Annotated in this window: 20 protein-coding genes, 3 tRNA genes and 1 pseudogene; 16 read left to right on the plus strand and 8 right to left on the minus strand. The window is 36.7% G+C overall.

Annotation, left to right across the window (positions count from 1 at the left end; translation table 11 throughout):
• The first annotated feature begins 57 nt into the window (after window positions 1–57).
• Together ACQWU4_RS14415 and ACQWU4_RS14420 are read left to right on the plus strand one after the other, a co-directional pair.
• Window positions 58–264 carry a hypothetical protein gene (locus tag ACQWU4_RS14415; protein ID WP_429936447.1) on the plus strand — a complete coding sequence of 69 codons (207 nt, stop codon included), beginning with the start codon at window positions 58–60 and terminating at the stop codon, window positions 262–264.
• Between the two features lie 68 nt (window positions 265–332).
• Window positions 333–1,292: pseudogene (locus ACQWU4_RS14420) on the plus strand (recombinase family protein); the annotation flags it as partial.
• A 568-nt stretch (window positions 1,293–1,860) separates the two neighbouring features.
• Here ACQWU4_RS14420 and ACQWU4_RS14425 read toward each other — a convergent pair.
• The 3 genes from ACQWU4_RS14425 to ACQWU4_RS14435 form a co-directional block, all read right to left on the minus strand.
• Window positions 1,861–1,934, minus strand: a tRNA-Arg gene (locus ACQWU4_RS14425).
• A gap of 32 nt (window positions 1,935–1,966) precedes the next feature.
• Window positions 1,967–2,041: transfer RNA gene (locus tag ACQWU4_RS14430), tRNA-Pro, on the minus strand.
• A gap of 27 nt (window positions 2,042–2,068) precedes the next feature.
• Window positions 2,069–2,153 (minus strand) — tRNA-Ser (locus tag ACQWU4_RS14435).
• A 135-nt stretch (window positions 2,154–2,288) separates the two neighbouring features.
• On the opposite strand from ACQWU4_RS14435, the gene ACQWU4_RS14440 reads away from it, so the two are divergent.
• From ACQWU4_RS14440 to ACQWU4_RS14455, 4 genes are all read left to right on the plus strand, one after another.
• The gene (locus ACQWU4_RS14440) at window positions 2,289–3,314 is read left to right on the plus strand and encodes an N-acetylmuramoyl-L-alanine amidase (protein ID WP_429936448.1); all 1,026 of its coding nucleotides are present in this window, start codon (window positions 2,289–2,291) and stop codon (window positions 3,312–3,314) included.
• A 70-nt stretch (window positions 3,315–3,384) separates the two neighbouring features.
• Window positions 3,385–4,785 carry an aspartate ammonia-lyase gene (gene aspA / locus ACQWU4_RS14445; RefSeq protein WP_429936449.1) on the plus strand — a complete coding sequence of 467 codons (1,401 nt, stop codon included), beginning with the start codon at window positions 3,385–3,387 and terminating at the stop codon, window positions 4,783–4,785.
• 91 nt (window positions 4,786–4,876) lie between these two features.
• On the plus strand, window positions 4,877–5,731 hold the full coding sequence (locus tag ACQWU4_RS14450) for a glycosyltransferase (protein WP_429936450.1): 855 nt from the start codon (window positions 4,877–4,879) through the stop codon (window positions 5,729–5,731).
• Between the two features lie 71 nt (window positions 5,732–5,802).
• Window positions 5,803–6,852 (plus strand): hypothetical protein, encoded by a 1,050-nt coding sequence (locus tag ACQWU4_RS14455; protein ID WP_429936451.1) that lies wholly within the window; start codon window positions 5,803–5,805, stop codon window positions 6,850–6,852.
• Here the strand turns inward: ACQWU4_RS14455 and ACQWU4_RS14460 are convergent.
• The 5 genes from ACQWU4_RS14460 to ACQWU4_RS14480 all read right to left on the minus strand — a co-directional run bounded on the left by ACQWU4_RS14460 (window position 6,845) and on the right by ACQWU4_RS14480 (window position 14,018).
• Window positions 6,845–8,323, minus strand: coding sequence for a lipopolysaccharide biosynthesis protein (locus tag ACQWU4_RS14460; protein ID WP_429936452.1), 1,479 nt, complete (start codon window positions 8,321–8,323; stop codon window positions 6,845–6,847). The genes ACQWU4_RS14455 and ACQWU4_RS14460 overlap by 8 nt on opposite strands.
• 9 nt (window positions 8,324–8,332) lie before the next feature.
• The gene (locus tag ACQWU4_RS14465; protein WP_429936453.1) at window positions 8,333–9,127 is read right to left on the minus strand and encodes an FkbM family methyltransferase; all 795 of its coding nucleotides are present in this window, start codon (window positions 9,125–9,127) and stop codon (window positions 8,333–8,335) included.
• A gap of 321 nt (window positions 9,128–9,448) precedes the next feature.
• Window positions 9,449–10,276, minus strand: a complete 828-nt coding sequence (locus ACQWU4_RS14470) for an N-acetylmuramidase domain-containing protein (RefSeq protein ID WP_429936454.1) — start codon at window positions 10,274–10,276, stop codon at window positions 9,449–9,451.
• A 159-nt stretch (window positions 10,277–10,435) separates the two neighbouring features.
• Entirely contained in the window at window positions 10,436–12,337 is a 1,902-nt protein-coding gene (locus tag ACQWU4_RS14475; protein ID WP_429936455.1) for a hypothetical protein, read from the minus strand.
• 79 nt (window positions 12,338–12,416) lie between these two features.
• Window positions 12,417–14,018, minus strand: coding sequence for a hypothetical protein (locus tag ACQWU4_RS14480; RefSeq protein ID WP_429936456.1), 1,602 nt, complete (start codon window positions 14,016–14,018; stop codon window positions 12,417–12,419).
• Between the two features lie 381 nt (window positions 14,019–14,399).
• Here ACQWU4_RS14480 and ACQWU4_RS14485 point away from each other — a divergent pair, with 381 nt between their 5' ends.
• The 10 genes from ACQWU4_RS14485 (at window position 14,400) to ACQWU4_RS14530 (ending at window position 24,168) form a co-directional block, all read left to right on the plus strand.
• The gene (locus ACQWU4_RS14485; protein ID WP_429936457.1) at window positions 14,400–15,239 is read left to right on the plus strand and encodes an energy transducer TonB; all 840 of its coding nucleotides are present in this window, start codon (window positions 14,400–14,402) and stop codon (window positions 15,237–15,239) included.
• 162 nt (window positions 15,240–15,401) lie between these two features.
• The gene (locus tag ACQWU4_RS14490) at window positions 15,402–16,175 is read left to right on the plus strand and encodes a ParA family protein (protein WP_429936458.1); all 774 of its coding nucleotides are present in this window, start codon (window positions 15,402–15,404) and stop codon (window positions 16,173–16,175) included.
• Window positions 16,176–16,294: 119 nt separating this feature from the next.
• Complete coding sequence (locus ACQWU4_RS14495) at window positions 16,295–17,185, plus strand: ParB/RepB/Spo0J family partition protein (protein ID WP_429936460.1); 891 nt, start codon at window positions 16,295–16,297, stop codon at window positions 17,183–17,185.
• The gene (locus tag ACQWU4_RS14500) at window positions 17,185–17,841 is read left to right on the plus strand and encodes a DUF5683 domain-containing protein (RefSeq protein ID WP_429936461.1); all 657 of its coding nucleotides are present in this window, start codon (window positions 17,185–17,187) and stop codon (window positions 17,839–17,841) included. Before ACQWU4_RS14495 ends, ACQWU4_RS14500 begins: the two co-directional genes overlap by 1 nt.
• 66 nt (window positions 17,842–17,907) lie before the next feature.
• A complete protein-coding gene (gene dapB / locus ACQWU4_RS14505; RefSeq protein WP_429936462.1) occupies window positions 17,908–18,609 on the plus strand; it encodes a 4-hydroxy-tetrahydrodipicolinate reductase in 702 nt (233 codons plus the stop codon).
• 124 nt (window positions 18,610–18,733) lie between these two features.
• Window positions 18,734–20,383, plus strand: a complete 1,650-nt coding sequence (gene lepB, locus ACQWU4_RS14510) for a signal peptidase I (RefSeq protein ID WP_429936463.1) — start codon at window positions 18,734–18,736, stop codon at window positions 20,381–20,383.
• Window positions 20,384–20,441: 58 nt separating this feature from the next.
• Window positions 20,442–21,065 (plus strand): WbqC family protein, encoded by a 624-nt coding sequence (locus ACQWU4_RS14515; RefSeq protein WP_429936464.1) that lies wholly within the window; start codon window positions 20,442–20,444, stop codon window positions 21,063–21,065.
• An 88-nt stretch (window positions 21,066–21,153) separates the two neighbouring features.
• On the plus strand, window positions 21,154–22,836 hold the full coding sequence (locus tag ACQWU4_RS14520) for a S8 family serine peptidase (protein ID WP_429936465.1): 1,683 nt from the start codon (window positions 21,154–21,156) through the stop codon (window positions 22,834–22,836).
• Window positions 22,837–22,961: 125 nt separating this feature from the next.
• Window positions 22,962–23,453 (plus strand): hypothetical protein, encoded by a 492-nt coding sequence (locus tag ACQWU4_RS14525; RefSeq protein ID WP_429936466.1) that lies wholly within the window; start codon window positions 22,962–22,964, stop codon window positions 23,451–23,453.
• Between the two features lie 25 nt (window positions 23,454–23,478).
• The gene (locus ACQWU4_RS14530) at window positions 23,479–24,168 is read left to right on the plus strand and encodes an OmpA family protein (RefSeq protein WP_429936467.1); all 690 of its coding nucleotides are present in this window, start codon (window positions 23,479–23,481) and stop codon (window positions 24,166–24,168) included.
• Window positions 24,169–24,232: the final 64 nt, after the last annotated feature.

Raw genomic sequence — 24,232 nt, forward strand, 5'->3', positions numbered from 1 at the left:
AAGCTGCTGTCTTGTATAGAAGGGAAACCACACAGGATAGTACAGAAATAACAGGAGATGAAAAAAGATTCAGAAGGGAAGCCCATCATAAAACAATTGATACATCATTCACAGATAACTGTGAAAAAAATATCTCCTGAGCAGATTATGGAAAAATTTAAAGAGAGTGGTATAGAGGTAAATCACCAGGAAGCTGAACAGATTCTAGAGTTTCTTTATACCCTGACTAAAATAACTCTTAAAGAATTTTTCTTGTCTGAATAAAAGTTTTGTACATTCGTTACAATTTCCACAACCTACTTACTTCCTAACCCACTAAAACACATATTTTTATGATAACCGCAGATTTATACATCCGTGTTTCTACTGATGAACAGGCGGATAAAGGATATTCTCAAAGAGATCAAGATGAAAGATTACGTAAATACTGCTTTAGTAATAATATTACTGTTGGCAAAGTCATTTATGAAGACCATTCCGCAAAGAATTTTAACCGTCCCGAATGGAATGATTATATAACATATATTAAAAAGAAAAGCACTAAAACCAATCTTGTTTTATTTACCAAATGGGATAGGTTTAGCAGGAATGCGGGTGATGCTTATCAGATGATAAACCTTTTAAAAAAACATGGGGTAACAACACAAGCTATTGAACAGCCCTTAGATATGTCCGTTCCTGAAAATAAACTGATGCTTGCAATCTATTTATCTACTCCTGAAGTTGAGAATGACCGTCGAGCATTAAACACATTCTATGGAATGCGTAAGGCCAAAAAAGAAGGACGTATGATGGGAACTGCTCCATATGGATATATCAATAAATGTACGGAAGATGGGAAGAAGTATGTTGCCATTAAAGAGCCGGAAGCCTCTAATATAATTTGGGCTTTTAATGAAGTAGCCAAGGGGATAATTCCTTCCGAACACGTTAGAGTAGAGATGAATAAAAAAGAAGGAAAAGAGCTTACCAGAAATACCTTTCTCATGGCCATGCGTAACCCAGTATATTGTGGTAAAATATATATTGGGGAATACAAACAGGAAGAAGCTCATTATATTATTGGCAAGCATGAACCTCTTATTAGTGAATCCCTGTTCAATAAAGTTCAGGATGTTATAAATGGCAGAAAGAAACCCAAAAGACCAGGAGGAAAAGTGCTATCCAATGAACGCTTTCCATTACGGGGAATGCTGATCTGTCCCCGTTGTGGCAATAACCTTACAGCAAGCGGTTCAAAAGGTAAGGCTAAACATTATTATTACTATCATTGTAATTATAAATGTGGATTCAGGTGCAGTTCTGAATTGCTTAATCAGGCATTTGAAAAAGAACTCACAAAGTTTGAATTTAATCCTGTTGTTAATGATATTTTGAAAAAACTCCTGATAAGCAGCTATAAAGATTTTACCGGAAATTTAGACGACAGAAGAAAATCAATCTCACATGATATTGATGGGTTAAATCAAAAAGTATCCAAAGCCCGTGATTTGTTTTTATCAGATAAACTTGATGAAGATGATTATAAAGAAATAAAAAAAGAGAGTAAAGAACAAATTGAAAAGCTTGAGGAAAAATTGAGTAGGCTAACTTCAGAATCAAAAGCATTTGATATTACAGCAAAATTAGAAAAAGCATTGCACGCTGTATCAAATATCTCAACGCTTTATAAACAGGGGGATTGCGAAGCTAAAAGAACGATTGCGTGTTCGATTTATCCGGAAAAGCTGGAATTTGACGGAACTAAGTTTCGAACACCAAAACTCAACTCGATTGTAGAATATATCTTCTTATCTAACAGTAAGTTACGAACAAAAAAAGACCGACCAGAAATTTTAAAAATTTCAAAGGTCGGTCATGTGAGCGCGAAAGGATTCGAACCTTTGACCGTCTGCTTAGAAGGCAGATGCTCTATCCAGCTGAGCTACGCACCCATTAAATAATTTTGAGAAAACTACTAAAACAGTCGGGGCGGCAGGATTCGAACCTGCGACCTCCTGGTCCCAAACCAGGCGCGATGACCGGACTACGCTACGCCCCGAAGTGTATATTGATGTAAGAAAAAATGCGGAGGGTAAGGGATTCGAACCCTTGCGACACTTTCGCGTCGACAGTTTAGCAAACTGCTCCATTAACCACTCTGGCAACCCTCCTTTTTTCTTATTTTTTAATGATCGTTGTTCCGTTATTGCGAGTGCAAATATAGAATAGATTTCTTTATTTACCAAATAAAATTCAAGAAAAATTTGTGTATTTTTGAGGAGATAAATGATTAAAAAATTAAACGGATGCGTAAGACATTATATATCATCGGATTAAGTACTTTTGTTTTTTCATGTACTTCCCAGCAAAATGTAACGAAAAATACTTACAAGCCAAAAACCCCGGTATCACAGGTAAAACCGGCAGTTAAAACCCCGGTAGCCACAGCTCCGAAACCTAAAATTACGAACGATCACGGAGCAGAGTTTTTCACAGTCAATCTTGCTGATCCTAAAAACAATGACAATACAGCCAGCTATGGTTCCATTGTATCAGCAAAACCAGCCGGATATAAAGTAGTAAAGACTTATTTTCCAGCCATTGGACAAAACTTCAGACAGCGTTATCTTATATTACATTATACAGCACTGCCTGACGATAAATCTATTACAGTTCTTACCCAGCAGGGTGTAAGTGCTCATTACCTGGTAAATAATACAGGAGATAACGAAATCTACCAATTGGTGGATGAAAACAAACGTTCTTATCATGCGGGTGTAAGTAATTGGAGAAATGATAAAAACCTTAACGATACTTCTATAGGAATTGAAATTGTTAATACAGGATATACAGCAGATGCCTCAGGGAAAAAGGTTTTTGTGCCTTTCAATGATGATCAGGTAAAAAAAGTAGCGGCACTTGCTAAAGATATTGTAACCCGGTATCAGATTCCAGCAACCAATGTACTTGCCCACTCGGATATTGCGCCTACAAGAAAGCAGGATCCGGGACCTTTGTTCCCATGGAAAAAGCTTTATGATGAATACCAGATCGGAATGTGGTATGATGAAACGGCAAAACAGAATTTTCTTGCACTGGCAGAAGAAGAGGTGCCGTTAAAGTATAACGATTCATCGTTCATATTTCTTATTCAGACAGCTTTGCAGAAATTCGGATACTATCTGGATCTGAGCGGTAAATGGGATGATGGTACGAAAAAAACAATTGAAGCTTTCCAATACCATTTCCGTCCGCAAAATTATGACGGAATTATGGATGCCGAAACATGGGCAATCCTTCAGGCTTTAAATCAAAAATATCCGGCGAAATAATGATTAAAACGCATCGTTTCAGATGCGTTTTTTGCTATATTTAAAAATAAAAAAGTAAAAAAAATCTGTAATGGAAAATTTCAGAAAAGAAAGTGACCTGCTAGGCGAACTCAATGTGCCTGCAGATGCTTATTACGGGGTACAGACGCAGAGAGCGATCAATAATTTCAAAATCTCGGGACAGCTTCTGTCTTCATATCCGGACTTTATCAAAGGTCTGGCTTTTGTGAAGAAAGCAGCAGCGAAAACCAATTATGAATTGGGTCTGCTTGATGAAAATCTTTATTTCAAAATAGCAGAAGCCTGTGATGATATTGTAGCAGGAAAATATCACGAACAGTTTCCTGTAGATATGATTCAGGGAGGAGCCGGAACTTCAATCAACATGAATGCGAATGAAGTAATTGCCAACATCGTTTTGGAAAAACTGGGAAAAAATAAAGGTGAGTATGAATTCTGTTCACCAAATGATCATATCAACCTTTCCCAATCTACTAACGATGCATATCCTACAGCCATCAAAATGGGACTTTTACAGATGAATATCGGGCTTGTGGACAGGCTTGAAAAAATTGTTGAAGCTTTCCGTGACAAAGGAAAAGAATTTCATGATGTGATCAAAATGGGCCGTACCCAGCTTCAGGATGCAGTTCCAATGACTTTGGGACAGGAATTTGAGGCCTATGCAGCCACTCTGGAAGAAGATATTTCTAAATTAAATAATAACGCCAGTCTTTTCGTAGAAGTCAATATGGGTGCAACAGCTATCGGTACAGGCTTGAACGCTCCGGTAGGTTATGCAACCCTTTGTGCAAAAAATCTGGCTCAAATCACCGGTTTTCCTGTTGTTTCCGCACCGGATCTTGTTGAGGCTACACCGGATACTGGTTCTTATGTAATCTATTCTTCCGCTACAAAACGTCTTGCAGTGAAGTTATCGAAAATCTGTAATGATCTGAGACTGCTTTCTTCAGGTCCAAGAGCAGGATTATTCGAGATCAATCTTCCTCCGATGCAGCCCGGATCTTCCATCATGCCCGGAAAGGTAAACCCGGTAATTCCGGAGGTAGTAAACCAGGTGTGTTTTAAAGTATTTGGAAATGATCTTACCGTAACTTTTGCCGCAGAGGCAGGACAATTACAGCTTAATGTAATGGAGCCGGTGCTTTCCCACGCTATTATGGAAAACATTAATTTCCTGTGTAACGCTTTGGATACGCTTCGTGAGAAATGCGTGGTAGGAATTACAGCTAATAAAGAGGTTTGTTTGAATATGGTAAAACACAGCATTGGCATCGTAACAGCTCTTAATCCATATATCGGGTATAAAAAATCTACGGAAATTGCAAAAGAAGCTCTGGAAACCGGAAACAGTGTTTATAATCTGGTTTTGGAAAAAGGAGTTCTTTCCCAGGAAAAATTAGATGAAATTCTTGATCCTAAAAACATGCTGAAACCGCATAACAAATAAAATCATAGTTGATCAATGATAAGTGATGAATAATGACCTTACATCAGTTAATCACTTATCATTGATCATTCATTATTTATAATTTAAAGACGTGAGGTTTTTAATCATAATTCCTGCCCATAACGAAGAAGAAAATCTTCCGTTTACTTTGGATTCTTTACAGCAGCAGAGCTTTAAAGACTTTAAAACCGTTGTTGTTAATGATGGTTCTACAGACAAAACGCAGGAAATCATCAGAAAATATACGGAAAATGATCCCCGCTTTGAAACGGTGGATCTTCAGAAATCAGCTCATCAGCCGGGTTCAAAAGTCGTGAATGCATTCAAAAGCGGACTTAAGACTCAGAATACGGATGAATTTGATATCATCTGTAAGTTTGATGCAGATATTATCCTGCCCGGAAATTATCTTGAAACAATAGAAAATGCTTTTAAAAATAATCCTGAATATGGGCTTGTTGGTGGTTTGCTGTATATAGAAAAAGAAGGAAGCTGGGTGTATGAAGGAAATTCAAATAAACATCATGTAAGGGGACCTATGAAGGCTTACCGCAAAGAATGCTTCATTCAGATGGGAGGATTGAGGGAAACACTGGGATGGGATAATATTGATTCCATTCTTCTGGAAAATCTGGGCTGGAAAGAAATTGTTCTTCCCGAAATGCAGGTAAAGCTGATCAAGGTAAAGGGTGCAGATTATACCATAAGACCTGCAGATTATTACGGAAGGTATTTTTACTTTCTGGGACTGAACAGATTTCTTGCTTATGTTGCTTCTGCAAAGGAAGCTGCAAAAAGCAAATCAGTTTCTTTCTTCTTTAAAATTATCAAAGCTTACGAAACCTGCAAATCTGAAAAGCTGGAACTGAAAATATCGAAAGAGGAGCAAAAATTCATCAACGACAAACGATGGAAAATGTTGAAAAAGAAGTGGCTGAAAATCTGATCATTTAAAGAACAAAGATTGAAATTCAATCAAACATTTTATATTTGCTAATCCTAACCTCTGATCTCTAATTGAAAAAAATCGCTTACATAGAAATAGATACCCATGCAGAAATTGCACAGGCTTTCATCAATATTATGAAACATTCTTCAGATTTTAATGTAGATTATTATTTTTCAAAAAAGATTAAGGATTTGGTCGAAGAAGATGGAGAGCAGGTATTTTTATCCGACAGTTCCATGCTTCTGGAACAGCTGAAATTAAAGAAGTATGATTTAATTATTATCGGAACCGTTCACAGGTATTTCAATACCTTTCATGCACTGGTTCAGAAATATAATAATACAGCTGTTATTGTTCATAATATGAATTTTTCCGTAGCTTCAAAAGGTACTTTGATGAAAAGTATTTTTAAGGGAGATATCATTTACCGGTTGAAACTTTGGTGGAAGGAAGGCTTGTTTTACACTTCAAAAGCATACAGAAATGCAAGAAATTTAATGGTGCTGGATGAAGAACTTGTATCCGGCAGATATAAATTTTTACCCCTTTTTTACAGTGAAAATTTTGAAAGACAGGAAAATGATCATCTTACCGTTGTAATTCCCGGGGGTGTTTCACAAAAGAGAAGGGATTATCATCATGTTTTTAAAACCATTCAAAACCTGAAGACACAAGAGAAATGTGAATTTATATTTCTTGGAAAGGCTAAAGATGATGAGTTGAAACAATTGGTGAATCTATCTCACAGACTTCCGGAAAATGTCACCATACAATATTTTTCAGACAGGGTTTCCCATACCGATTTTGAAAAATGGATGCAGAAGGCAGATGTTTTATGGTGTCCTATCCGTCAGAAAGCAGAATTTTTCAGCAGGAAGGAAACCTATGGGGTGACTAAAATGACAGGAAACCTCGGGGATGCCATTAAATATGGAAAAATAGCTGTTTTCCCTAAAGATTATCCTTCAAAACTGGAATTCATTGTTCCTGAGGAAGAAAATATTCTGGAGCAGTTTAAAACCCTCAAAAGGGACCATTTTGATTTTCAGAAAAGCTATAATAAAGCGACAGTCCTGCATGAGCTGGAAGATGTTCTTTCCGGCTTGATTTCTATTTGAATTTGAAAATACTTTTAATAAATTTTGCATTCAGATAATCCTCGAGTGGGAATACTTTTGTAAAATAATTTCCGATATAGATCAGAATCAAAACAACAGCAGGCTTATACACCAGATTGATAAAGTTGTTGTTGAAATTTGGCAGTACAATGGCCACAGTAATTGCTAAAGTACAGATAATGGAAACGAAAATCATTTCAATAGTCAGCGGAGAAACTTTGAAAACAAAATAATTGAAGGCAACTTTAATGACATTGTAAGTCGTAAGTGAAATGGCTGTAGATAAGGCAATTCCAATCAGTTTCAGATCTGTATTTTTAATGAAATAATAATTCAGTCCAACGGTAAGCCCGGCAAGAAGAAGCATAATCAGAATGTTAAATCTGTAATATTTGGAAAGTGAAATAATATTTCCGTTAAAACCGGTTGCCAGATCAATTAAAACGGCAGATCCCCAGATCCAAACCACAGGCTCGTATTCTCTTAACATAGTTCCGTTTTTAGGCATAAACTCTGTCAGATAAGGAAAGCCTACCATAATGCATGAAAACAGAACGGCACCTAAAAAATATAGAGATAAAGACGTCTTTTTATGAAACCTGTCAAGTTCCTCCATATCACCGTCTGCCAATGTTTTACTGATAATCGGAGCTGAAATATTAAATAATCCCAGCTGAGGAATAGAGATCAGTGAAATCAGAGCATACAGAACAGAATAAATTCCGGCTTCCTCCATTCCCATAAATTCCCCAATCATCACACTGTTGATTGCCAGATAATTTCCAAAAGTTCCCAAAAATCCGAAAAAACTGTAGTTAAAAAACTCTTTCCAGAAATTGTCCTTCCTGAAATAATCCGTATTAAAATCCAGTTCTATCCGTTCAAGTTTATTGGTATAGTAAATATATCCGAAAAGTATTAAAGCAAACATTGCGAAAAAGAAGGCAAATGCTATTTCCTGAGACAGTAAAAAATAAGCAAACAGGCAAAAAGCTCCAAGGTTTGCTATTTTAGGAAAAAGATTGTCGAAAATATTGGAAACTACAATTCTTTTGTAATTGGATGTATACTTATTAAAAATAGCACAAAAAGACAGGATAAGGATCAGCGGAAGAATCATTTCCTTAAGTTTCCATGCCTCCGAATGTTTGAACTTTTCGGAAAAATAGGGGAGTATAAAAAATACACCCATAAAAATGATAAAATTAATGAATACCGTAAGCAGCGACAGCGACAGCATATTCTGTTTTTTGCCGTCTTTTTCCACCCTGTGAAAAAACTTCACATTTGAATAAGAAATACCCATAACCACTATAGGAACCAGCATTTCAGCACCAGTCAGGATATAACGGAGTTTTCCGTAAAACTCGAAGTTATACGGGAAAATAAAAATGGCGGATATGGTACCCAGCAGAAAACCAATATAACCTATGATGGAATATTTGAAGCCCTGTCTCGCTACTACACTCATAATGTCTTTTTAATGGTTTTTTGGCGTAAAAATAATGTTGTTTATATAGCTGGTTTTGTTTTTTTCATCATTGGTGTTGTATATCAGGATCTCTTCCGTGAGGAGTTCCAGCTTAAAACTGTCGCGGTTAAGATATTTTGCTTCGTATCCCCAGCTTTTTACTTCAGAAATATCATTCCAGATAGGCTTTTCGTGGTGTCTCTGTTCCATTTCCACCATTAGTGTCGGAAGGAACCGCTTGATTATTTTTTTTGCTCCGGAAAGGGTTTTCATTTCATTACCTTCTACATCTATTTTAATAAAATCCAGTCTGTCAAAATGTTCTATAGCAGCCCATTCGTCCAGCTTGATCACTTTTACCTTTTCCGTATAGCTTTTCTCCTCGCCTTTTTCTTTGTAAGAGGTATTTAAAGTTCCCCGTGAGGCAATCAGTTTGCCATTAATGATCGGAACTTTAAATTCAGCTGTTGTATTTTCGTCAGAAAGTGCCAGAGGAAATATTCTCATTCTTGGAAAAAGCCTTTTCAGGCGGCGGTAAAGTTTCTTATTCGGCTCAAAACCATAAATATGCTCGTGGTTCAGCTTATGTTCCAACTGATAAAGAAAAGTTCCTACATTGGCCCCGATATCAAGTATTACAGCATTTTTGGGAAGGTACTCCTTGATCCATACCAGTTCCGGTTCTACATTACGTGCCGAAAAATTATCTTTAGTAAGATTGTTTAAACTCTTAAAATATCTTTTTTTGTAAAAACTCGGACTTATATACTGTAGTTTTTCTGCAATTTTTTGATATAAAGACATCCTTGGGTATTTGACGAAAAGCAAAGATAAGCAAAAATGTTAAACTAATGTTAAAAAATAATAAATATAACCGATTGATTGTCAATTTGTAGCTTTTGAAACGTATTTTATAAAAAAAATAAATTTCTTTTAATCACTAAAATTTGTCAGATCAAAATTCCCCTCCTCTGGAGGGGTGGCGAAAATTCAAAGAATTTTTGGCGGGGTGGTTTTAATCTGTTTAGAAATAAAAAAATCCCGCAAAATCTACAAATTCAAGAGAAAAAACCTTCTCTGTACAATCTGCGGAATCCGCGGGAATTAAAAAAACAATTTATCTATTTAATTCTGTGAATATTTAGCATAAGCCCTTTCAAGTTTTTCATCATATTTATTTTCCTTGTACCCTGAGCCGTTGTAAAGTTTTGCAAATCCTGCCCAGTTTTTATTCCTGAGATGAATCAGGCAGCCATTTTTCTCCAGGAACCTTCCAAATGCTTTCAAATGTTCACCTTCGTTCATTTCCATTTTTGAAACAAAATCGTTTACATCAGCATAGCCTAAGTTTTTAGCATGATATCCCATAATCTGAAAACTTCCCCAGGAAGCAGAGGACAGTGCAGCTTCTTTGAAGCTGGGGTTGTTATCCAGGCTGATTGCCTCATTCAGCCGGTCGTATTCTTTCACGCCGCCTTCGTAGTATGCTCTTGTCCATTTCGGATAAAGCACGTTCTGGCTCTCTGAATTGCAATAAGAGCTGGGATCAATACCTCTTTTCTTAAGCTCATTCCAGAAAACATGACCTTCAAATAATATTTTAGGCCTGTTATTGATCAGAAACCCTTTTCCACTGCTTTCAATTTCATTTACCGCTTTTACTGCGGCCAGTTCTAGGCTGTATTCGTTGGCGAAATTGATCAGATCATCTTCTTTTAAGAATTTATTAGTTTGGCTTTCGGGTCTTTCGTCTTTTTCAAAAAGGACGGCCCAGGTTTTTACCCCTACAATTCCGTCCACAACCAGAGAATTTTTTCTTTGAAAATCTTTCACGGCTGCATCCACTTCCAAAGTGAATGAATCTGTAATTCTGAGATCATAGCCGAGTTTGTAAAGAATCTCACATAAAGTAAGTACTTCCGGTGCCTTTGTATAGTATTTTAAAAGTTTCATGGTGATAATTTTTATGAATTATGAATTATGAATTATGAATTATGAATGATGAATGATGAATGATGAATGATGAATGATGAATTTTTTAGATAAATGTCACAATTTGAAGTTCGATATTTGTATGTTGATGTTTTATATATGAAGTCTGGAATCTGATATCTAACTAACCGGTATCTGCGGCATTTTCTCACAGATCATTCCAATCAGGAAAAAGGATTTGAATTTCACTTCCTCTCTTTGAAGCTTATACTCCAGATTAAGTGGCATTGCGGTGGTAACGCTAAAATTCTGATTTAAAACTGAATAATCATCAATCCTTAGTTCAATGCTGTATTCCCCGAAAGGAATCAGCTGGCTGATTATGCCTGACTCATTGCTTTCAATTTCAAAAATCCTGTTATTATTGGTTCCTTTGATTGAAATGGCACATTTGTAAATAGGTTCATTATTGATTTTGTCTGAAACCCTGAACTGTACAACGGCATCTGTGGGTGGTGCCGGAACGGGGATGGGAGTTGGTGTCGGTATTGGCGTTGGTACCGGAGTGGGAGTGGGTATTGGAATAGTTGGAAATTTAGGCCCCCATGATCCCCATGGTCCTTTAATGGGAGTGGTGGGCTGGGGTGCAGGCTGTACCGGACTGGCTCCGTGCGGAACAGGATTGAGAGGCCTTAAATTTTTAATAGTATCAAGAAGGTCCCCCGTATTTATTTTTCCGGCAAATGCTGTACTGGCTGCAGCTTTTATATTTTGTGCAGGTTCGGGATCTGCAGCCGTTTTGACTGAAAAATTATTAATGACGGCTGTTTTCTGGGCTTCGGCTATAGCTGTTTTCTTGGCCAGATAATTAAGCTGATCAGATTTGATTGTTTTTACATTGGTAATTGCTTTCAGGAACTTCTGGTTATTATTTTTATTGATAAAAACCTGTTGTTTCATGATCATAGGCCCGAAATAAACAAGTTGTTCAGTATTGTTTACATTGGCAGCGTTGATGGAAGGATCGAGAATCACTTTCAGGTTTTTAATCAGGATCATGGTTTTCGGAAATGCAGGAAGCTTGAAATCATTGGAGATTGTTTGTCCGTCTGATATTTTTTTAGGCTCATTCCATTCAAAATAACCGGACAGCATAAAGTTTTTATTGAACCAGTTTCTTTTCAGGTGTACAAAGGAATAGTCCACTTCCACAGCCTGGATCATGCTTTCATCATAATCTATGGACAAAATTTCTGAAGGAAGACTTTCATTGCTGTTTTTTGCTTCAGAATGAAGTCCGTCCAGTTCAGACCTTTCAATACGAATGCTGTTCCATCCTGATTCATTTTCCATAAAATCATATGGAATAAAATTGATGTCATGAATTGAAGAATTGTTGATCACATCCATTTTCTCGGCAGCTTCAAAAGTGTGTTTTGCATTTTGTGCCATAGCGAGATAAAGATCAGCATCGGATGATCTGTTGATTCTTGCCAGTTCCTTTTCAATATTATCTTTACTGCCTTTTACTTTCCATTCAGAAAAGGCCAGCTCTTTCAGGTTGTTTAAATTCACAAGCCTGTCGTTCCAGTTGCTTTTTTCTTCATCTGTATCAAGACCGTCAAACAACATTAGATGATCTGTAACTTTATTGATGGAATCTTCATATAAAACCCTGTATTTTTTATAAGCTTTAAATTCTTTGGTATCGCTGTTTTTGGCATCAAAAAGAATAGTGCTTTTATTCTCAAGGACCTTATCAAGATTTTCTTCTAAATTCTTCAGGTTGTTTTTATCCAGAATGTCCCTGTAAATATCAAATAAAGAATTATTGGGATTTAAGTCCCAGAAATTAGCTGAAATAGGAACAGAGTTCAGCTCATAAGCTACATTTTGTTTTTTAATGATTGAAAGCGCTTTTTTCTGTTCATCATTCAGCAGGCTCTGTGGTTTCAGAAGCTCTAATTCCTCATTGTCATAGATACGAAGAGAGGGACAGATCATAGGCAGGTCATTCTCCATCGAGCTTTGTGACATGTAGATATTTTTGAGTTTCTGGTAGACGGCTACAAAATATTTCATGGTTATTGTTTTTAGTTTAGGTGAATAACCGACAGAAAAGAATTTCTGCCGGCTATTCTATTGAGAAGGATATATTAGGTTAGGATTTTCCGTCTGCCCATTTTTTGATTTCCGGATTCGGATTTGGAGATTTTGGTACAATATGGCATTTGTAGCCGATGATGTAAATTCCTTTTGAGATCAGTTTTTTACCGTCCCATTCATAGCTGGATTTTACGTTCTGATTATCGTAGCTGTAGTTTCCTCCGATTACGAAAGGTCCTATTCCCACAGCGCCGCCTGCAGTTATAGAGTTTTTAGCTTCAGTGTATGCTGAACTGCTGTCCTTGAAATTCAGGGAAACATCTTTGGCAATAATCAGTTCCGTAATGATAGATGGCATTAATCCCTTGCCGTTTCCGTCACTGATCATATCACCGTTCAGTGTTTGAGGCGACTGTTCATGAAGTTTCCAGTATTTTGATTCTATAAACTGTTGGTTGAACCAGCCTCTTTCCACTCTTACTTTTCCGATTTTAAAGGAAATATCCATACTCGTATAATCGGATTTTATCTGGGTTTTTTCATTTTTTCCTCCACCTTTTGCCCCGATGGAGAATAGCCCCATGCTGAAACCTCCTGCAACTCCCCAGTTATGAATAGATTTAGAATAATCGTAATTCGATTTTCCCTGTGAGATAGAAATTTCAGGCCAGCCTTTTGATTCTCTCAAAGCATTGGCTGCTACCGGGATGCATGGAGAATAGTTCGTATAATCTAAAATTCTTGTTCTTTGGCTGTTTCTGAACTCAGCCTGAATTCTTTTTTTGATCACCAACATATGTTTTTCTTCAATCTCGCTCAGGTAATTTTGAATTCTTTCAACAGCTTCTTTATATCCTAAAGACTGCCATGCTTTTAAAGCTGCATCTTCACGCTTTTTCATATTTTTTCCGTCAATGGATAATTTTGCCATTGCATCCGTGTCACCATTATCTGCTGCGGTTCTGATCTCATTATTTGCGTCCACAATGTCATAATACTTCATCTGGTATTCTACATATTTTGCATAAGTTGGCGCTACAAACGTGTGGATCAGTTCGGGCTTGTTCATGTCATCCACCGGAGCATTTTCATCAAAATCAGGATTCTTTACCTTTTTTATTTTGAATAATTTGTCTCTCAGAGAATCAAGTTTTTTTTCTACTTTCTGGTCAAAATCTGTATCCACTACCACAGACCATTGTAAAAGATCCTCATATACTTTGGAAACCCTCTTTTGCGAATCGTTCATAATGGTAATAGCTCTTCCTTTTCCGTCTTCGGTAAGTGGGGGAAGCTGTGAAGGAATAGCATCAGCCATTGCTGCAAACTGTTCCATCTGTAAATATTTTTTGAATTTGCTGTTGGATAAGGCGGTCTGGTAAGCTTCCATGTCTGTTTTTGGATTTCCATTTGCATCCAGGATTGGTTTCCCTGTTCCGTCAAGCATTGGCTTTGGAGAAGGAGCATCTCCGAATAATCCGTTCAGTGCATAATCAAAAGTATCTTCTGAAAGTGTAATTCCTACCGGATCAAACGCGATGAAATCATCAGTTCCCAGATACTCAGGATTCCCTCCGTTGGTTAGTGTGTCATAGACTTGCTTTAAAAGCATACTCATTAGTGAATTTGTTTTTGCTTCTTGAGTTAAAGTTGGCATAATTATAAGTTTTTAAAATTGCTTACTCTTTTTGGTTTTCAGCGTCCCCGATTTTCTATGGTACAAATGTATTTTGGTATTTAAATTAATTATTCAGTGATTTTCCTATATTTTGATGTGGTTTTCACTATTTTTAATTTTATGATATATATTTTGTAATTAATAATGGGTTTTTTGCGAAAAATAAAATGAATTACATGCGCTTTTTGACTATTTCAGGCTGATTAGAATGTTAAAATTTACATTTTGTTATAATATTTTTTAAAATATTGATGTTTTGTCAAAATTTTGGCAAATGTTTTGATATTGAAACAATACTTATCGATAAGAACCCATAAAACTAATAATCACTGATTTTAACAGTTTAAATATTTAATAGTGATGAAACACCTAAACCAAAATCAGGAATTTCGTTTTAACGAGGTTCTTTTTGAGCACCGGAACAAAGAATACGGTGCCTATGTATTAAGAAATGAATCAGATAAAATACTAACCAAAGCGCTTTTTGTGGGGGTAAGTTTATTGGCTGCGATTTCAATAACTCCATTGGCAATATCAGCATTTAGAAGTGAGCCGTCTGTGCATATACCTGTAGACGGCCCTCCGGTAGTTATTAAATTAAAAAAAGTTGATCAGATAGAAAGGCCGCCTGTTGAAATTATAAAACCGGTTCAGCCTGTTTCACCCCCTCATACGAAACAATTTGATAGTTCTGTTCCAACACCTTCGGCTGATGCAATAGAACCAATTAAACAAACGAAACCTCAGGATGCAAGTCCCGGGTTAGTAGACGATTTCAAAGGAGATCCGGTGAAGCCTGATAGATATCTTCCTCCAGCTCCGGTAATACCAACCGGGCCAGTAGCTACTGTTCCTACAACACCTTCTGTTGATAAGAGTAAAATTGTTACTGGAGGAGATCTCGCTGTTGAAGCAGCTTATGAAGGAGGAATTAATTCTTTCAGAAATAAAGTGATGAATAATTTTGACGGTTCAGATTTTGATGGAGCAACTGGAGTTATGAAAACAACAATTACTTTTGTAGTTGAAATAGATGGTACAATTTCCGGTATAAAAGCAAATGGAGGGAATGCTGAATTTAATAATGAAGCAATCAGAACCATTAAGAATATTAAAGGAAAATGGAAACCAGGCTTAAATAAACAAGGTGATGCTGTAAGAAGTTATTTCAAATTTCCTATTACAATGAACTTTGAATAGTCATAAAAACAAATCTTAAAAGTTATCCACAAAGAATTTTTTTTGTGGATAATTTTTTTAATTGTTAAACTGTTTATTAACAATACTTTAACTCAATTTTGAATTTCGCCATTCATACAGAGCAAAGAAAAAAGTGTATTTTTGAAACCTAAAGTTCTAATAATGGCAAAAATCATAGGTATCGCTAATCAAAAAGGAGGAGTAGGAAAAACCACCACAGCTGTAAATCTGGCGGCAGCATTAGGGGTATTGGAAAAAAGAATATTGATCATCGATGCTGATCCACAGGCTAATGCAACCTCAGGACTTGGTGTGGAAGATGTTCAGTATTCCACATATAATCTTCTGGAGCACAGTGCAGATACGGCAACATGTATCAAAAGAACTGCCAGTCCCAATCTGGATATCATTCCTTCACATATTGACCTTGTAGCAGCGGAAATTGAGCTTGTGGATAAAGAAAACCGTGAGTATATGCTGAAAAAGGCATTGGAAGAAGTGAGAAATGATTATGATTATATCATTATAGACTGTGCACCGAGTTTAGGACTTATTACAGTTAATGCACTTACTGCAGCAGATTCTGTGATCATTCCGATTCAGTGTGAATATTTTGCACTGGAAGGATTGGGTAAGCTTTTGAATACCATTAAAAATGTGCAGAAGATTCACAACAAAGACCTTGGTATTGAAGGTCTTCTGCTTACAATGTACGATAGCAGACTGAGACTGTCCAATCAGGTGGTGGAAGAGGTGAATTCGCATTTCCCGGACATGGTATTTGAAACGATCATCAGCAGAAATGTAAGACTAAGTGAAGCACCAAGTTTCGGAGAAAGTATCCTTAACTACGATGCGGAAAGTAAAGGGGCAATCCAATATATTCAGCTAGCAGAAGAAGTTCTGTTGAAAAATGAAAATTTAGTAAAAAATTAATAGCAGTAAATAGTCAGTAAATGAATGATGAATATTCAGAACAGGTTGTTATCAATCATTTATGATTCATCAATTATCATTTATAAGTAAAAGTTAAGCCATCATTATCAAATATATTTATGAAGGACAAAAAAAGAGCTATGGGACGTGGTTTGGGCGCTATTTTAAGTGCGGAATCCAAAGCGAGTGTCAACTCCGCTACCGATGAAGGAGCAGATAAGTTTGTAGGAAATATTGTAGAGGTAGGCCTTGAAGATATTTATCCCAATCCGACCCAGCCGAGAACTTATTTTGACGAAAAAGCATTAAACGAACTTGCCCTGTCGATCAAAAACTTAGGAGTGATCCAGCCGATTACCTTAAGAAAAGACGGCGAGAAATTCGAAATCATATCAGGGGAAAGACGTTACCGTGCAAGTAAAATTGCAGGACTTCCGACGATTCCTGCCTATATCCGTTTGGTGAACGATCAGGAGCTTCTGGAAATGGCTCTTGTTGAAAATATTCAGAGAGAAGATCTTGATGCCATCGAGATCGCTCTTACTTATCAGAGACTTTTGGATGAAATTGGTCTTACTCAGGAAAATCTGAGTCAGAGAGTAGGAAAGGACAGAAGTACCATTACCAATTCTATCAGGCTTCTGAGGTTGAATCCTGATATTCAGAATGCGATCAGAAGCGGGGAAATTTCTGCAGGACACGGAAGAGCCATCATCAGTCTTGAAAATGAAGAGCATCAGCAAATCTTATTTGACCTGATCATTAAAGAAAAACTCAATGTACGCCAGGCTGAACAGGCTGCCGCAGCATTGAAAAACCCTAAATCACCGGCAGCGAAAAAAGTAAAAACTGAGCTTTCCAACAATTATAAAAGAGCACAGAAAACAATCGCTGATATTTTAGATGTAAAAGTAGAAATCAAAACCTCCGGAAACGGAAAAAAAGGTAAAATTCTTCTGGACTTCAAAAATGAAGAAGAACTGGAATATATTTTATCCCATATTAAATAATGAAGAAACTATTTTTCACATTCTTTTTGTGCATTTTTGCTTTCGCTTATTCGCAGGTAACTCCCGGCGACACAGTACGTGTAGAGCCTCTTCCTAAAGACAGCGTAGTTGTTACTAAAACCGTAAAGCCTACGAAACCTGCAAAAACAGAAGCCAAGATCATTGAGGATCTCGAAAATGCAAATGGACCTACAAAGAAAACCATCAAACTGAATCCTACAAGGGCAGGACTGTATTCTGCAGTACTTCCGGGATTGGGACAGTATTATAATAAAAAGTATATCAAAATTCCTATTGTCTGGGGAGCTGTAGGAGCAGGTATCGGATATACGATCTGGAGTAATAACCAGTACAAAAAATACCGTGAATATTATGTGGCAAAACTTAACGGTACACCCAATGAATTTGTCGACAGCCATCCATGGCTTGATAAAAAAGCCTTCGGTAATGCTCAGGACAGGTATAAAAGACAAAGAGATTATGCCATAGCCATCACAGGTCTGATCTACATTCTTAACATTGTAGATGCCGTAGTGGATGCACATCTTTATGAAAGCCGCCACGACCCGGATTTAAGCTTCAACCCTACAGTAATCCAGGATCAGTATGGATTTTCAAATCCGAAAACAGGCTTAAGCTTAAGCTATAGATTTTAAAGTAAAATTTAATACAATTCATCTGAACTTTACAGTTCATGAGACCATAATAAAATAGAATATCACATGAGAATAGCATTAGTTGGATACGGTAAAATGGGGAAGATCATTGATGAGATCGCACAGAAAAGAGGCCATGAAGTAGTAGCCCGCCTGAAAGAAACTCCAACAGCTGAAAATCTTAATAATCCGGATGTAGCCATTGAATTTTCATTACCTGAAGTGGCTTATGATAATATCAAAGCATGCCTTGAAAATAAAGTTCCGGTGATCTGCGGTACCACAGGCTGGCTGGAGAAAAAAGAAGAGGTTGAAAAAATTGCTGTAGATAATGAAAGTGCTTTTCTATACGGCTCTAATTTCAGTTTAGGTGTGAATTTATTTTTCGCTCTGAACGAAAAAGTAGCTGAGATTATGAAAAATGTGGATGAATACTCTTGTCAGCTGGAAGAAATTCACCATATCCATAAAAAAGATGCTCCTAGCGGAACAGCGATTTCCATAGCTGAAGGTATCATTAAAAATAATCCTAAATTTAACGCCTGGAAACTGGAAGAAACTCAGGGACAGGAATTGGGAATCTTCGCGATCCGTGAAGATGAAGTTCCGGGTACTCATAGCGTTTATTATAAAAGCGAAGTGGACGAGATTGAAATAAAACATACTGCCTTTAACAGAAACGGGTTTGCGCTTGGTGCTGTAGTTGCTGCAGAATGGATTAAAGGAAAACAAGGAAACTTCACCATGAAAGACGTTTTGGGGCTTTAGTTTGTAACAAATTCTTTAAATTGCATACCAATAAAAGGAAATGATGAATAGTAAATAATAAGTAGCAGAGCGCTGTAACCATTTATTACTCATCATTTATATATTTAGAATAGCACAAAAAACTATGAATTATTTTTTAACCTATACAGTATATGTTCTCATTTTATCCGTATTAATGGGGATTTCCACCTGGAAGCTGTTCAAAAAGATGGGATATAATCCGTTACTGGCTTTTGTACCTTTCTACAATTATTTCATTATATTAAAAGAAACCAAACATCCGAAATGGTGGGCTATCCTGTCTTATCTTCCGATAGTAGGACCTATCATGATGTCTGTTTTCCATATTTATTTAATGAAGAAATTTGGGAAAAACCTTTTTCAGCACCAGCTTCTTACAGTGATCCTGCCATTTATCTATATGGCTACCGTGAACTATTCTAAAGATGCGGAAATAGAAGATGAAGATGCGAACGACCTGTTTATTACAGATGAAGAGAAAACTGCAAAAAAGAAAGATACATTCATTGGATCTATTACTTTTGCTGTTGTGTTTGCGACCATTATCCACGTTTTCGTAACACAGCCATTTGGAATTCCTACAGGATCTATGGAAAGAACACTTTTGGTAGGTGATTTCCTTTTTGTAAACAAATGGAGCTACGGGTACAGAATGCCTATGCGTCCTGTGGCTATACCATTCCTACAGGGAACTGTTATGGATACCGGACAGAAAGGGAATCCTAAAGATGATCCAAAATCTTATGTGGATGGAATAAAACTTCCTTACACAAGAATTTTCCAGTTCAGCAAGCCTCAGAGAAATGATGTGGTAGTATTTAATTATCCCCAGGATTCTGTGCATACAGCGATCGACAGAAAAGATCCTTATGTTAAAAGATGTGTGGCAGCGGCAGGAGATACTTTTGAAATGAGAGCCGGAAGACTTTTTGTTAACGGAAAACCGGAAACAGTTTTGGGTGATCAGGAAGTACAGCACAGATATATTGTGAATACCGGGAGCCAGTTGGATATTCCTTCATTGTATAATACTTATGGATTCTTACCTGTACAGGAAATTCAGGGTGAAAAAGAAGGGTATATTTATGCTTTCCAGGGGTTGACAGACAAAACAGCTAAAGAAATCAGAGAACTTCCTCAGGTTGTTGATATGAAAGAGGATGTTACCCCAAAAGGAGAAGCTGCAGTATATTATAGAGATGAAGCAAAAACAAGAATAGATACTACACAGTCGATTTTCCCGATCAACAAACCTTGGAATCAGGACTGGTACGGACCTTTGAAAATTCCTAAAAAAGGAGACGTTGTAACGCTTAATCAGGAAACCCTGCCTGAATACAGATGGATTATCTCTGAATATGAACACAACAGCCTGGAAAACAAAAACGGGAAAATTTTCATTAATGGTAAAGAAGCTACTCAATATACTATCAAACAGGATTATTATATGATGGTGGGAGATAACAGAGACGCTTCACTTGATGCCAGATTCTTTGGTTTTGTTCCGGAAGAAAATATTGTAGGAAAGCCAATGTTTACATGGTTAAGTATACAGGGAGCATTTGCTGATGCAAGCTCAACTTATCAGGCTCCTAAAAAGATCCGTTGGGACAGAATGTTTAAGGCGACCAACACAGGAGAAGCCAATAAAACTTCTTACTGGTGGATTGCTGCCATGATCCTTATTCTATTCTTCGGTTGGGAGTATTTCATGAAATTATTCAGAAAGAAAAAAACAGAAGACGAGGTATAATTAAAATTAAAACTTAAAATAGAATGAAGTATTTGAAAAAATACTTCATTTTTGCATTATGAATATGACGAATGTATTATTGCCGGTATTTTATATGCCCCCGGTTTCATGGTTTTCAGTGTTTTTAAACCCTGAAAATGAGATTATATTTGAACAGTTTGAAAATTTCCCTAAACAAACCTATAGAAATAGAGCCAATATCTATGGCGCAAATGGAAAACTTTCATTAATAATTCCTATCAATCATAACGGTAAAAGGGAATATAAAGATATTGAGATCTCTTACAGGGAAGACTGGAGAAACCTTCACTGGAAATCTCTTAAAACTGCTTATCAAAGCTCGCCTTACTTTGAATATTATGAAGATAAGTTCAGAAAAATATATGATCTGAAAGAGAAATTTCTGATTGATTTCAATATAAAAGGCTTAGAAATTATACAGCAGATTCTTAAAACAGAAAAGGCACAGTCTTTGAATGAAGAATATATCAAAAATCCGGAAAGTATAAATTTAAGAGAAAAGTTTTCGGCTAAGCATCCTTCAGAATTTCAAATGGAGGAATATTACCAGACCTTCTCTGATAAATTAGGATTTTTGGAGGATTTGTCAGTTTTGGACCTTATTTGTAACAAAGGGCCTGAATCTCTGACTTATATAAAAAATATTAAACAATCATATTAACATGAAATTGCCGTTAATGAAATTTCCCGGAGATTGATCAATGAAAATGGCAATTACATATGAATTTAGACAAAATAAATATCATCATATGAAAAAGGTATTACTGGCTGCTGTTTTTCTGGCAGGTTTTAGTTTCTCTTATGCTCAGCAGGCTCAGGCTAAGAGCGTTGATCCAAAAGAAGATAAAGATCTTATGACATGGTATCATAAAGATTTTTCTACAACAAAAGTATACGGAGTAAATACTGCAAATGCATATAAATACTTGGAATCTAAAGGTCTTAAGCCTAAAACAGTTGTTGTAGGAGTTTTAGACAGTGGTGTTCAGGTAGATCACCCCGGACTTGTAAAAAATATATGGTCAAATCCTAATGAAGTTCCCGGAAACGGAAAAGATGATGATGGAAACGGATATATCGACGATGTACACGGCTGGAATTTTATCGGTGGGAAGAATGGCGATGTTGATATCGACAATATGGAAGTAACAAGGGTTGTTGCCAAATATAAACCTGTTTTTGAAGGAGATGATTCTACAAAGAACAAAGCAAACCAGGCAAAAATGCCGGAAGAATTTGCAATGTATATGAAATCTAAAGATCTTTTCAACAAAAAAAGTGTAGAATCTAAACAAGGGCTGCAGACATATACCATGATCAACAGTATCATTCCGAACATGGTAAAGTTGTTGGGAGGTAAGCCTGTTACAGCTGAAACACTGGAAGGTATTAAGCCGCCAACAGATCAGAAAGATGCTATTGCGCTTCAGGTTCTTGGGCAGGTTTCTCAAAGCCCTGAATTTAAAGGAAAATCTTCCGCAGATTTTGAAAAGCTGATGAAAGAGCAGATGAAAGAAGCAATAGATCATTTTACTCCTGCATCAAAACAATATGATCTAGCTTATGATACAAGAAAAGAAATTGTAGGGGATAATTATGATGATTATTCTGAGAAAAACTACGGAAATAATGACTACGAAGGGCCGGATGCAGAACATGGAACGCACGTTTCAGGAATCATTGCAGGACTTCCTCAGGGTAAAGAAATACAGTATGGTGTAGCTTCTAAAGTTGCTAAAATTATGTCTGTAAGAACTGTTCCAAACGGAGATGAAAGAGATAAAGACGTTGCCAATGCAATCAGGTATGCGGTTGACAATGGGGCAAAAGTTTTAAACATGAGTTTCGGAAAACCAGTTTCCCCTGGAAAAAGTGTAGTATGGGATGCATTTAAATATGCTGAAGACAAAGGCGTTCTTTTAGTAAAAGCAGCAGGTAACGAAAATGAAGATGTTGCTGAACATTTGGCTTATCCTACCAACTTTAAAAGTGTTGCAGATGAAACCCCATTTGTAAACAATGTATTGGTTGTAGGAGCAAGTACCAACAGAAATAATGAGCTTAGAGCAGATTTCTCTAACTATAATAAGAAAATGGTCAATGTTTTCGCACCGGGTGAAGAAATCTATTCTACAGTGCCTAAAAATGAATATAAATATCTTCAGGGGACTTCCATGGCATCGCCGGTAGTAGCCGGGGCAGCAGCTGTATTATTGGCTTACATGCCTACTCTGAAGCCTAATCAGATTATTGAAGCACTTGTAAAGAGCAGCAATCCGAATGCAGATAATAAATTCCCTGAATATTCTCAGGCGGGAGGTGTTATAGATCTTCAAAAAGCAGCGGAATATGCCTATACCAATTTCTATAACGGAAAATCATCAAGCAGTAATAAGCCTGCGAAATCCGTAAAAAAGGCTGTTAAAAAATAATATATCTCCCTGTATATAAGGAGAAAGCATTTAAAGTCCGAAATTTTCGGACTTTTTTTATTTTTATTATTCAATTTGGCACGGTTTTTTGTAACTTTATAAATAACAAAATAATAAACAACAAAATGAAAAAGTTACTACTTGCAGGGATGATTGGAACATCACTTTTTGCAGTGTCTTGTTCCTCAGTGAAAAAAGCAGAAACATCTCAAAACCAGAGAGCCGAATACCTGAAATTAAAAGGGGATTGGCAGATTGTAAGCGTAGACTACGAGAAAGGGTTTAAAATCAAGCCTTTTGATGAAGGAGCAGATGCTCAGTGTTTTGTAGGAAGTCATTGGAGACTAATTCCAAATAACTACACCGGTGCCTATACTTTAAACGGTGGGGGAGCTTGTCCAAGCCTTACACAGCCAATCAAATTTGAAGTAAAAGACGGCAATACTTTCATGTTCAAAAAAATCGCTGAAGGAACTAAAGCTAAGCAAAATACTGTAGGGTATTCTTTAACGATTACTAACCAGTCTACAGACCAGTTTTCACTTGTACAGAACGTTCCATTCGACGGAAGCACAGTACAGGTTGTTTACAACTTCCAGAGAACAGGAATGAAATAATTTATCAATATAAAAGATCAAAAAAATGAAATTTACTAAAACATATATAGGAGCTCTTTTCTTATCATCAGCATTATTATTAACCAGCTGTGAAGCTGTTCAGAATTCTAACCACCAGCAGAGAGGTACAGCAGTAGGTGTTGCATCAGGAGCTGTAATCGGAGGTATTTTGGGTAATAATGTAGGAAGTGGTAAAAACTCAGCATTAGGAGCTGTATTAGGAGGTATTATCGGTGGTGTTGCGGGTAACGTGATCGGTAATAAAATGGATAAGCAGGCTAAGCAGATTAAAGAAACTTTACCTGGAGCTGAAGTAGAAAGAGTAGGAGACGGTATCAAGATTACCATGAACGAAAGCATTGTGAACTTTGCTTTTGACTCTTCAAATTTAACTTCTATTGCTCAGACCAACCTTGATAAATTAGCAACAGTTCTTGCTGATAACCCTGATACAAATATCAATATCTATGGTCATACAGACAGTAAAGGTACTGATGCTTATAACCTGAACCTTTCTCAAAGAAGAGCAGATGCGGTAAAAGCTTATTTATCAGGAAAAGGAATTGCATCCAGCAGAATGTTTACAAAAGGGGAAGGAGAATCTATGCCTGTAGCTACAAACGATACAGACGAAGGAAGAGCTAAAAACAGAAGAGTGGAATTTGCCATTACTGCTAATGAAAAAATGATTAATGAAGCCAAGCAAGGGCAGTAATTAATTTAATTATATAAATATTTTCGTAAAAGACCGCCTCGGCGGTTTTTTTTGTATTTTTATG

It is taken from the genome of Chryseobacterium sp. MIQD13 (genome assembly GCF_050496705.1).
Taxonomy (GTDB): Bacteria; Bacteroidota; Bacteroidia; order Flavobacteriales; family Weeksellaceae; genus Chryseobacterium.